The sequence below is a fragment of the Nisaea sp. genome, assembly GCF_040217065.1.
Taxonomy (GTDB): Bacteria; Pseudomonadota; Alphaproteobacteria; order Thalassobaculales; family Thalassobaculaceae; genus Nisaea.
The window spans coordinates 141,655-150,529 of the sequence record NZ_JAVJNX010000006.1; the positions used below are offsets into that span (position 1 = coordinate 141,655).

The 8,875-nt window shown below is 60.6% G+C and carries 20 protein-coding genes; all 20 read right to left on the reverse strand.

Features of this window, described 5'->3' with window-relative positions; translation table 11 throughout:
- Positions 1-6: 6 nt before the first annotated feature.
- The gene (rpsE, locus tag RH950_RS08920) at positions 7-561 is read right to left on the reverse strand and encodes a 30S ribosomal protein S5 (protein ID WP_350055830.1); all 555 of its coding nucleotides are present in this window, start codon (positions 559-561) and stop codon (positions 7-9) included.
- Positions 562-574: 13 nt separating this feature from the next.
- Positions 575-937 (reverse strand): 50S ribosomal protein L18, encoded by a 363-nt coding sequence (gene rplR, locus RH950_RS08925; protein ID WP_350055832.1) that lies wholly within the window; start codon positions 935-937, stop codon positions 575-577.
- Between the two features lie 11 nt (positions 938-948).
- The gene (gene rplF / locus RH950_RS08930; protein ID WP_350055834.1) at positions 949-1,482 is read right to left on the reverse strand and encodes a 50S ribosomal protein L6; all 534 of its coding nucleotides are present in this window, start codon (positions 1,480-1,482) and stop codon (positions 949-951) included.
- A gap of 14 nt (positions 1,483-1,496) precedes the next feature.
- Complete coding sequence (rpsH, locus tag RH950_RS08935; protein ID WP_350055836.1) at positions 1,497-1,895, reverse strand: 30S ribosomal protein S8; 399 nt, start codon at positions 1,893-1,895, stop codon at positions 1,497-1,499.
- A gap of 15 nt (positions 1,896-1,910) precedes the next feature.
- Positions 1,911-2,216, reverse strand: coding sequence for a 30S ribosomal protein S14 (gene rpsN, locus RH950_RS08940; protein ID WP_350055838.1), 306 nt, complete (start codon positions 2,214-2,216; stop codon positions 1,911-1,913).
- An 18-nt stretch (positions 2,217-2,234) separates the two neighbouring features.
- The gene (rplE, locus tag RH950_RS08945; RefSeq protein ID WP_350055840.1) at positions 2,235-2,774 is read right to left on the reverse strand and encodes a 50S ribosomal protein L5; all 540 of its coding nucleotides are present in this window, start codon (positions 2,772-2,774) and stop codon (positions 2,235-2,237) included.
- Positions 2,775-2,797: 23 nt separating this feature from the next.
- Positions 2,798-3,121, reverse strand: coding sequence for a 50S ribosomal protein L24 (rplX, locus tag RH950_RS08950; RefSeq protein WP_350055842.1), 324 nt, complete (start codon positions 3,119-3,121; stop codon positions 2,798-2,800).
- Positions 3,121-3,489: a 50S ribosomal protein L14 gene (gene rplN / locus RH950_RS08955; RefSeq protein WP_257767169.1), complete on the reverse strand. Its 369-nt coding sequence runs from the start codon at positions 3,487-3,489 to the stop codon at positions 3,121-3,123. Before rplN ends, rplX begins: the two co-directional genes overlap by 1 nt.
- Before the next feature lie 18 nt (positions 3,490-3,507).
- On the reverse strand, positions 3,508-3,756 hold the full coding sequence (gene rpsQ / locus RH950_RS08960) for a 30S ribosomal protein S17 (protein ID WP_350055844.1): 249 nt from the start codon (positions 3,754-3,756) through the stop codon (positions 3,508-3,510).
- A gap of 26 nt (positions 3,757-3,782) precedes the next feature.
- Positions 3,783-3,983, reverse strand: a complete 201-nt coding sequence (gene rpmC, locus RH950_RS08965) for a 50S ribosomal protein L29 (protein ID WP_350055846.1) — start codon at positions 3,981-3,983, stop codon at positions 3,783-3,785.
- Between the two features lie 17 nt (positions 3,984-4,000).
- Positions 4,001-4,414, reverse strand: a complete 414-nt coding sequence (rplP, locus tag RH950_RS08970; protein WP_350055848.1) for a 50S ribosomal protein L16 — start codon at positions 4,412-4,414, stop codon at positions 4,001-4,003.
- A 27-nt stretch (positions 4,415-4,441) separates the two neighbouring features.
- Positions 4,442-5,122: a 30S ribosomal protein S3 gene (gene rpsC, locus RH950_RS08975; RefSeq protein WP_339852228.1), complete on the reverse strand. Its 681-nt coding sequence runs from the start codon at positions 5,120-5,122 to the stop codon at positions 4,442-4,444.
- Positions 5,122-5,502 (reverse strand): 50S ribosomal protein L22, encoded by a 381-nt coding sequence (gene rplV, locus RH950_RS08980; RefSeq protein ID WP_350055850.1) that lies wholly within the window; start codon positions 5,500-5,502, stop codon positions 5,122-5,124. The genes rpsC and rplV overlap by 1 nt, the downstream gene beginning before the upstream one ends.
- Positions 5,503-5,519: 17 nt before the next feature.
- Positions 5,520-5,795, reverse strand: a complete 276-nt coding sequence (gene rpsS, locus RH950_RS08985; protein WP_350055852.1) for a 30S ribosomal protein S19 — start codon at positions 5,793-5,795, stop codon at positions 5,520-5,522.
- Positions 5,796-5,808: 13 nt separating this feature from the next.
- On the reverse strand, positions 5,809-6,633 hold the full coding sequence (gene rplB, locus RH950_RS08990; protein ID WP_350055854.1) for a 50S ribosomal protein L2: 825 nt from the start codon (positions 6,631-6,633) through the stop codon (positions 5,809-5,811).
- A 3-nt stretch (positions 6,634-6,636) separates the two neighbouring features.
- A complete protein-coding gene (locus tag RH950_RS08995) occupies positions 6,637-6,960 on the reverse strand; it encodes a 50S ribosomal protein L23 (RefSeq protein WP_350055872.1) in 324 nt (107 codons plus the stop codon).
- Positions 6,961-6,962: 2 nt separating this feature from the next.
- Positions 6,963-7,580, reverse strand: coding sequence for a 50S ribosomal protein L4 (gene rplD, locus RH950_RS09000; RefSeq protein ID WP_350055856.1), 618 nt, complete (start codon positions 7,578-7,580; stop codon positions 6,963-6,965).
- Between the two features lie 5 nt (positions 7,581-7,585).
- The gene (gene rplC / locus RH950_RS09005) at positions 7,586-8,362 is read right to left on the reverse strand and encodes a 50S ribosomal protein L3 (RefSeq protein ID WP_350055858.1); all 777 of its coding nucleotides are present in this window, start codon (positions 8,360-8,362) and stop codon (positions 7,586-7,588) included.
- An 18-nt stretch (positions 8,363-8,380) separates the two neighbouring features.
- On the reverse strand, positions 8,381-8,689 hold the full coding sequence (rpsJ, locus tag RH950_RS09010) for a 30S ribosomal protein S10 (protein ID WP_028466776.1): 309 nt from the start codon (positions 8,687-8,689) through the stop codon (positions 8,381-8,383).
- A gap of 44 nt (positions 8,690-8,733) precedes the next feature.
- Positions 8,734-8,875: EF-Tu C-terminal domain-related protein (locus RH950_RS09015; protein WP_502889754.1), on the reverse strand; the 142-nt coding region annotated here is incomplete at its 5' end.

Consider the following 8,875-nt stretch of genomic DNA (forward strand, 5'->3'; position numbering starts at 1 on the left):
CCGTCCTTAGGCCTGAGCCGCTTCGGCTTCACCAGCCGCCCGGCCGAAGATCTCGGCAACCTTCTTGCCGCGCTTGGCTGCAACAGCCCGCGGAGACCTGACGTTTTTCAGGGCTTCGAAAGTGGCCTTGATCATGTTGTGCGGGTTGGAGGTCCCGGTGGATTTCGCCACCACGTCCTGCATTCCCAGCGCTTCAAAGATCGCGCGCATCGGGCCGCCGGCAATGATGCCGGTACCAGCCGGTGCGGACCGCAGGATCACGTGACCAGCGCCGAAACGCCCGCCAATATCGTGATGCAGCGTGCGACCTTCGCGCAGCGGCACGCGGACCATGCCGCGCTTCGCCTGTTCGGTCGCCTTGCGGATCGCTTCCGGCACTTCACGGGCCTTGCCCGCACCGTAGCCGACGCGACCACGACCGTCACCGACGATCACGATGGCGGCGAAGCCAAACCGGCGGCCACCCTTAACAACCTTCGCGACGCGGTTGATACCGACCAGCTTTTCAACCAGTTCCGGATCTTCGCGCGTGTCGCGATCTCTTCTTTCGCCTCGTGCCATGTCCCGGCCCTTTCTAGAACTTCAGTCCGGCTTCACGAGCCGCGTCGGCGAGAGCCTTGACGCGTCCATGATACCGGTACCCGCCGCGGTCGAACACGACGTCTGTGACGCCCTTGCCCACCGCGCGTTCGCCGATCAGCTTGCCGATTTCGGCAGCCGCAGCCTTGTCCGCGCCCGTCTTCAGCTGTTCGCGCAGTGCCTTCTCGAGAGAAGATGCGCTCACCAGGGTCTCGCCCTTCAGGTCGTCGATGACCTGAGCATAGATGTTCTTGGAGGACCGGAATACAGAGAGCCGGGCCTTGCCGTTGGTCTTGGCGCGCAGCGCGGCACGGGTCCGCTGGCGGCGACGCTGGAAGAGTTGTTTTGATGTCAGCATGCCACGAATCCTTACTTCTTCTTGCCTTCCTTGCGGAGGACGGTCTCGGTAGCGTACTTGACGCCTTTGCCCTTGAACGGCTCCGGCGGACGATACCCGCGGATTTCCGCCGCGATCTGACCAACCTGCTGCTTGTCGGCACCATGGATTGAAATCGCCGTCGGACGCTCACACTTCATGGTGATGCCTTCCGGGATCGGATAGTTCACCGGGTGGCTGAAACCGAGGGTCAGCACGAGGTTCTTGCCCTCGACCGCCGCACGATAACCGACGCCGTTGATTTCAAGGTTGATCGTGAAGCCATCCGAAACGCCGGTCACAGCATTCTGGACGCGGGCACGCATGGTGCCCCACATCGCCCGGGAGCGCTTGGACGCGTTCTTCGGCTTCACGGTGACCAGGCTGTCCTCGATCATGATGTCAACTGCATCGCTGAGCGGAACAGAAAGCTGGCCGAGTTTGCCCTTCGCAGAGAAGGCGTCCGCGCCGATTTCGACGGTGACGCCGCTCGGAAGAGCGACCGGGTTTTTACCAATACGTGACATTTTCCCGACTCCGATCAGAATACCTTGCAGAGGACTTCACCACCAACATTGGCAGCGCGGGCCTCGTTGTCGGAAAGAATGCCGCGCGGGGTCGACAGGATCTGGATACCCAGACCGTTGTAGCACCGCGGCAGATCCTTGATCTTTGAGTACACCCGGCGGCCAGGGCGGGAAACGCGATGGATCTCGCGAATGACCGGCTCGCCGTCATGGTACTTCAGTTCGATTTTAAGCTCGCCAATGCCCTTGCGTACTTCGGCGCTGGTGTAGCCACGAATAAAACCTTCGCGCATCAGCACTTCCAGCACATTGCTCCGCATTTGCGATGCCGGGCTAACCACAACGCTTTTACCAGCAGTTTGGCCGTTCCGGATTCGGGTCAGCATGTCCCCGAGAGGATCACTCATCGTCACTGTCAGACTCCTCTCTTACCAGCTAGACTTAACCATGCCCGGGATCTGGCCAATCGAGCCGAGATCACGCAGGGCAATACGGGACATCTTGAGCTTGCGGTAGTAACCGCGCGGGCGACCGCTGATCTCGCAGCGATTGCGAAGACGGACCTTCGCACCGTTACGCGGCAGTTCGCTCAGCTTCAGACGTGCTTTGAACTGCTCTTCCAGCGGGAGATCCTTGTCGCTGGCAATCGCCTTGAGGCGCTCCCGCTTTCCGGCATCCCGCTGAACCAGCTTTCCGCGGCTCTTGTTCTTTTCAATCGCGCTTTTCTTCGCCATGACTCTTCTCCAGCCCGATCAGTTCACGAACGGGAAGTTAAAGCGACGCAGCAGTTCGCGCGCCTCATCATCTGTATTGGCAGTCGTCACCACGACGATCTCCATGCCCCGGATGTGGTCGACTCGGTCGTAGTCGATTTCCGGGAACACGATCTGCTCTTTCAGGCCCATCGAATAGTTGCCGCGTCCGTCAAAGCTTTTCGGGCTGAGACCACGGAAGTCACGCACGCGCGGCAGGGCGATGTTCACCAGACGATCCAGGAACTCGTACATCCGTTCGCGGCGGAGGGTGACTTTACAGCCGATCGGCATGCCCTCGCGGAGCTTGAAGCCGGCAATCGACTTCTTCGCGCGGGTCACAATCGGACGCTGACCGGTGATCAGGGCGAGTTCATCCGCGGCGGCTTTAACCCGCTTGGAATCCTGCACCGCCTCACCGACGCCGATATTGACGACGACTTTCTCGATCGACGGGCACATCATCGGGTTCGCGTACTTGAACTCCGTCAACATTCCCGGCTTGATCTCGGCTTCGTAAACTTCTTTTAATCGCGACATGTCTAGCCTCGTTTCGAGCGCGCTTAAGCGTCGAGCACTTCGCCGGACCGTTTCGCGAAGCGGACCTTGCGGCCATCCTCGAGAGTACGGATCCCGACGCGCGTCGGCTCGTTGGATTTCGGGTCGATATGCGCAACGTTCGAAACATGAACGGGCGCTTCTTTTTCGATAATACCGCCGGCAGTGGTCTGGGTCGCACGCGTGTGGCGCTTGACCATGTTCACACCCTGGACCAGGACACGGTTTTCATCCGTGATGACGCGCAGAATTTCGCCCGTCTTTCCCTTGTCCCTGCCGGTGGTGACGACGACCTTGTCGCCCTTCTTCACTTTAAACTTCGTTGGCATCACAGCACCTCCGGTGCGAGCGAAACGATCTTCATGAACTTCTTCGCCCGAAGTTCACGTGTCACCGGACCAAAGATACGTGTCCCGATCGGCTCGTTCTGCTTGTTGATGAGCACCGCGGCGTTGTTGTCGAACCGGATCGAGGAGCCGTCATTACGACGGATTTCCTTGGCGGTCCGGACGATAACCGCCCGCAGCACGTCACCCTTTTTCACGCGGCCCCGCGGAATTGCTTCCTTGACGGAGACCACAATCACATCACCCACGGCAGCGACTTTGCGCTTGGAGCCACCGAGGACCTTGATGCACTGAACACGGCGTGCGCCGGAATTGTCAGCGACATCAAGGTTGGACTGCATCTGGATCATGTCGTCGTTCCCTGTCGCTTAGGCTTCGCTGCCGGCGTCACTGACGACGACAGTCCAGTTCTTGCGCTTCGAAATCGGAGCACATTCCTGGATACGCACAATGTCACCGACCTTGTACTGGTTTTGCTCGTCATGCGCGGCGAATTTCTTCGAGCGCTTGATGAACTTCTTGTAGATCGGATGCATGACGCGGCGTTCGACCCGGACGACGATTGATTTTTCGCCCTTGTCGCTGACCACGGTGCCCTGCAAAATTCGCCTCGGCATTTCTCGTCTCCTAAATCCAGCGCCGCTTAAGCGCTGGCCTGCCCGTGCAGGATGGTCTTGATGCGCGCGATCTCGCGACGCACATGCCGCATCCGCGCAGTGTTTTCCAGCTGACCATTGGCACGCTGGAAACGGAGGTTGAAGGCCTCCTTCTTCAGGTCCACCAGACTGGTCTTCAGCTCATCGCCCGTTTTGGCGCGAAGATCGGTTGCTGCCTTGCTTGCCATCGTTCTCTCCCGCGGCCTTATTCGCCGAGCCGGGCAACGAAACGCGTATCAAGCGGAAGCTTGGCGGCAGCAAGCGTAAACGCCTGCTCTGCCAGGTCCCGCGGAACGCCTTCGAGCTCGAACATGATTCGACCGGGCTTTACACGGGCGACCCAGAATTCCGGGGTGCCCTTACCCTTACCCATACGTACTTCCGCCGGCTTCGACGACACCGGCACATCCGGGAAAATCCGGATCCACACCCGGCCGGAACGGCGGATGTGACGGGTGATCGCACGCCGTGCTGCCTCGATCTGACGGGCGGTGACGCGCGCGGGCGTCAGAGCCTTCAGACCGAAGGAGCCGAAATTAAGCGTCGTACCGCCTTTTGCATTTCCGTGGATCCGGCCTTTGTGGGCCTTACGGAATTTTGTGCGCTTCGGACTAAGCATCTATCAAACCTCTATCCTATCGCCGGCTCAGCGCTGATGGCCGGGCTGGTCGGTCAGCCGCTTTTCATGGGCGAGCGGATCATGTTCCAGAATTTCGCCTTTGAAGACCCAAACCTTGACGCCGCAGGCGCCGTAGGTGGTCTGTGCGGTGGACTCGCCATAATCGATGTCGGCCCGCAGCGTGTGCAGCGGAACGCGGCCTTCACGATACCATTCGGTACGCGCGATTTCCGCACCGCCGAGACGACCGGCACAGTTGATCCGGATGCCCTGGGCGCCGAGACGCATTGCCGACTGAACGGCCCGCTTCATGGCGCGACGGAAAGCAACCCGGCGCTCCAGCTGCTGCGCGATGTTGTCGGCGACCAGCTTGGCGTCGATTTCCGGCTTGCGGATCTCGAGGATGTTCAGGCTGACCTCGGTGCCGACCATCTTCGAAAGATCCTGGCGGAGCTTCTCGATGTCCTGGCCCTTCTTGCCGATCACAACGCCCGGACGGGCGGTATAGATGGCAACGCGGCAGCGCTTCGCCGGACGCTCGATGACGATCCGGGAAACACCGGCCTGCGCCAGGCGCTTATGGAGATACCGGCGCATACGAATGTCTTCATGCAGCAGATCGCCATAATCCTTGGCCGCGAACCAGCGTGAATCCCACGTCCGGTTGATGCCCAGGCGAAGCCCGATCGGATTAACTTTATGACCCATTATTCGGTCTCCCCGCGCTCGCGCACGACAACGGTCAGGTGCGAGAACGGCTTCATGATTTTGCCGACACGCCCCCGCGCCCGCGGACGGAAGCGCTTCATGACGATGCTCTTGCCGACGTGAGCTTCCTTAACGAAAAGCCGGTCGACATCAAGCTGATGATTGTTCTCAGCGTTCGCGATCGCGGACTGCAAAAGCTTCTTCACGTCGTTTGCGATACGCCGGCGGGAGAAGGTCAGGGCCGCAAGGGCCTTTTCCACATCCATGCCGCGGATCATCTGCGCAACGACGTTCAACTTCTGCGGACTCACCCGCACATTGCGGAGCACCGCTTGCGCCTCGGTATCGTCCAGCCGCCGTTCGGCCGCACTCTTGCCCATGGTCTCTGCTCCAGTCCCTAGCGCCGCGACTTCTTATCGGCCGTGTGGCCGTAATAAGTCCGCGTCGGCGAAAATTCGCCGAGTTTGTGCCCGACCATGTTCTCGGTCACGAGGACCGGGATGAATTTGTGGCCATTGTGAACCCCGAAGGTCAGCCCGACGAACTGCGGCAAAACCGTCGATCGGCGAGACCAGGTCTTGATGACCTCGTTACGACCAGACGCGCGCGACGCATCGGACTTCTTCAGGAGATACCCGTCAACGAACGGGCCCTTCCAAACAGAACGTGCCAACGTCTATCTCCTCTTACTTACGTCGCCGACGCACAATAAGGCGATCGGTTTTCTTGTTGTTGCGCGTACGCTTGCCTTTGGTCGGCTTGCCCCACGGGGTCACCGGATGGCGACCGCCAGAGGTCCGGCCTTCACCACCGCCATGCGGGTGATCAACCGGGTTCATCACCACACCGCGAACGTGCGGGCGTTTGCCGAGCCAACGGGAGCGTCCCGCCTTGCCGAGCTTGATGTTCTGCTGATCCGGGTTTGACACCGCACCGACAGTCGCCATGCACTCGCCGCGCACCATGCGCACTTCACCGGAGGTGAGACGCAGAAGGGCATAGCCCTGGTCACGACCGACGATCTGAACATAGGTCCCTGCAGAACGGGCGATCTGCCCACCCTTGCCCGGCTTGAACTCCACATTGTGGACGATCGTGCCGACCGGAATGCTCTTCAGCGGCATCGCGTTGCCCGGCTTGATGTCCGCGCGCTCTGCGGCGATGATCTTGTCGCCGACGCTGAGACGCTGCGGAGCCAGGATGTAGGCGATGTCGCCGTCATCGTATTTGATCAGCGCAATGAACGCGGTCCGGTTCGGATCGTATTCAAGCCGCTCGACCGTTCCCGCCACGTCGAACTTGCGGCGCTTGAAGTCGATGATGCGGTATTTACGCTTATGTCCGCCGCCACGCCAGAAAGAAGTGGTGCGACCTGTATTGTTCCGTCCGCCGGACTTGGTCAGACCGCGGGTCAGAGCTTTGACCGGCTTGCCTTTCCAGAGTTCCGAACGATCGACGATCACCAGTTCGCGCTGGGACGGCGTCGTCGGATTGAATGTCTTCAACGCCATGGATCAGACCCCCTGCGTAACGTCGATATCCTGACCGTCCTCGAAAGTGACGATCGCCTTTTTGTAGTTCGACCGCTTGCCGATCCGGCCGCGGAAGCGCTTCACCTTGCCTTTTGTCAGCACGGTGTTGACGGCTTTAACCTTGCGTTCGAACAGCTTTTCGACAGCCACCTTGATCTCGGGCTTGGTCGCGTCGATGGCAACTTCGAAAGTCACCTGTCCGAACTGTGCGCCGAGAGTGGATTTCTCGGTGACGATCGGGCGGACGATGATGTCGTACACACGGGCGTCGCTCAGCCGAACCTGCTTGGTGTTGTAAGGGCGCATGCTCATTTCAGGCGAGCCTCCAGGCTTTCCACCGCGGCCTTGGTCAGGACCAGGGTATCCCGGCGGAGAATGTCATAGACGTTCGCGCCCTGCTCCGGCAGCACATCCACATTCGGGATGTTCCGCGCCGCCCGGGCAAAGCCCTCGTCGAGGGCGCTGCCGCCGATGATCAGGACCGATTTCCAACCGAGAACACCGAGCTTCTTGGCCAGTTCCTTGGTCTTGGTCTCGCCGGTCGCATCATCGATGACGATCAGCTTGCCTTCGGCCTGCTTGGCCGACAGCGCAGAGCGCATGCCGAGCTTGCGGACCTTCTTCGGCAGGGCAAAGCCGTGGTCACGGGAGATCGGACCATGGGAGATGCCGCCGCCGCGATACTGGGTAGCCCGCAGCGAGCCGGCACGGGCACGACCTGTGCCCTTCTGCTTGAACGGCTTCTTTGTCGTGCCGCTGACCTGGGAGATGGTCTTGGTCGCGTGGGTACCGGCCCGGCGCTTGGCCAGCTGCCAGTTCACCACACGGGCCAGGATGTCCCGGCGCGGCTCGACGGCGAACACGGAGTCCGCGACTTCAATGTCGCCGGACTTCTTGTTGTCGAGTGTCGTTACAGGAAGCTTCATGACCCTCAGTCCTTGTTCTCGGCGTTGTCGTCGGCCGAGACTTCGGCTTCGGCCGGTGCGTCAGCAGCGGCTTCGACAACTTCCGGCTCGGCAACCTCTTCCGCGGCCGGCGCACGAACGGCACCCGGGAACGGAAGGTTTTCAGGCAGCTTCGCCTTGACGGCATCGGAGATCAGAACCCAGCCGCCCTTGGCGCCCGGTACGGATCCCTTGACCAGGATCAGGCCACGATCGGCGTCGAGCTGAACCACTTCGAGGTTCTGCGTCGTCACCCGCTCGTCACCCATGTGACCGGCCATCTTCTTGCCCTTCCACACACGTCCCGGATCCTGGGAGTTACCCGTGGAACCGTGTGCGCGGTGAGAGACAGAAACACCGTGGCTGGCGCGCATGCCGCCGAAATTGTGCCGCTTCATGGCACCGGCGAAACCCTTACCGATCGAGGTGCCGACGACGTCGACCTTCTGACCGGCAACAAAATGGTCCGCGGTGATTTCCGCGCCAACCTCAAGCAGAGCGTCGGCGCTGACACGGAACTCGGCCAGCTTGCGCTTCGGCTCGACCTTCGCTTTCGCGAAATGGCCGCGCATCGGCTTGCTGACGCGCTTGACCTTGGCTGCGCCAACGCCGAGCTGCACGGCGCTGTAGCCGTCATTCTCTTCGGTTCGAACACCTACCACCTGGCAGCTGTCCATCTTCAGGACGGTGACCGGCACATGATCACCTGTCTCGGTGAACACACGGGTCATGCCCATCTTCTGTGCGATTACTCCGGAACGCATGAATCTATTCCTTCAGCGTTAGAGCTTGATTTCGACGTCAACACCGGACGCGAGATCGAGCTTCATCAGAGCGTCGACCGTCTGCGGGGTCGGGTCGACGATGTCCAGAACCCGCTTGTGTGTGCGGATTTCAAATTGCTCACGGCTCTTCTTGTCGATGTGCGGACCGCGAAGAACGGTGAAGCGCTCGATACGGGTCGGCAGCGGGATCGGGCCCTTGACCTGCGCGCCGGTGCGCTTCGCCGTGTTCACGATTTCGCCGGTCGACTGGTCGAGGATCCGATGGTCGAACGCCTTGAGGCGAATTCTGATGTTCTGACTGTCCATATTCTTCATTCTCCGGCTCGGTATCCGAGCCCCGTGAACCAGCTCTATTCGATGATTTTGGCGACGACGCCGGCGCCGACGGTGCGGCCGCCTTCGCGGATCGCGAAACGCAGGCCTTCATCCATCGCGATCGGTGCGATCAGCTGCACCGTCATGGCGATATTGTCGCCCGGCATCACCATCTCG

Bases quoted from the DNA above. Each gene is read 5' to 3' on its own strand.
- rpsE (WP_350055830.1), bottom strand. From the start codon at position 561: ATGGCACGAGGCGAAAGAAGAGATCGCGACACGCGCGAAGATCCGGAA.
- rplR (WP_350055832.1), bottom strand. From the start codon at position 937: ATGCTGACATCAAAACAACTCTTCCAGCGTCGCCGCCAGCGGACCCGT.
- rplF (WP_350055834.1), bottom strand. From the start codon at position 1,482: ATGTCACGTATTGGTAAAAACCCGGTCGCTCTTCCGAGCGGCGTCACC.
- rpsN (WP_350055838.1), bottom strand. From the start codon at position 2,216: ATGGCGAAGAAAAGCGCGATTGAAAAGAACAAGAGCCGCGGAAAGCTG.
- rplE (WP_350055840.1), bottom strand. From the start codon at position 2,774: ATGTCGCGATTAAAAGAAGTTTACGAAGCCGAGATCAAGCCGGGAATG.
- rplX (WP_350055842.1), bottom strand. From the start codon at position 3,121: ATGCCAACGAAGTTTAAAGTGAAGAAGGGCGACAAGGTCGTCGTCACC.
- rplN (WP_257767169.1), bottom strand. From the start codon at position 3,489: ATGATCCAGATGCAGTCCAACCTTGATGTCGCTGACAATTCCGGCGCA.
- rpsQ (WP_350055844.1), bottom strand. From the start codon at position 3,756: ATGCCGAGGCGAATTTTGCAGGGCACCGTGGTCAGCGACAAGGGCGAA.
- rpmC (WP_350055846.1), bottom strand. From the start codon at position 3,983: ATGGCAAGCAAGGCAGCAACCGATCTTCGCGCCAAAACGGGCGATGAG.
- rplP (WP_350055848.1), bottom strand. From the start codon at position 4,414: ATGCTTAGTCCGAAGCGCACAAAATTCCGTAAGGCCCACAAAGGCCGG.
- rpsC (WP_339852228.1), bottom strand. From the start codon at position 5,122: ATGGGTCATAAAGTTAATCCGATCGGGCTTCGCCTGGGCATCAACCGG.
- rplV (WP_350055850.1), bottom strand. From the start codon at position 5,502: ATGGGCAAGAGTGCGGCCGAACGGCGGCTGGACGATACCGAGGCGCAA.
- rplB (WP_350055854.1), bottom strand. From the start codon at position 6,633: ATGGCGTTGAAGACATTCAATCCGACGACGCCGTCCCAGCGCGAACTG.
- RH950_RS08995 (WP_350055872.1), bottom strand. From the start codon at position 6,960: ATGCGCCCTTACAACACCAAGCAGGTTCGGCTGAGCGACGCCCGTGTG.
- rplD (WP_350055856.1), bottom strand. From the start codon at position 7,580: ATGAAGCTTCCTGTAACGACACTCGACAACAAGAAGTCCGGCGACATT.
- rplC (WP_350055858.1), bottom strand. From the start codon at position 8,362: ATGCGTTCCGGAGTAATCGCACAGAAGATGGGCATGACCCGTGTGTTC.
- rpsJ (WP_028466776.1), bottom strand. From the start codon at position 8,689: ATGGACAGTCAGAACATCAGAATTCGCCTCAAGGCGTTCGACCATCGG.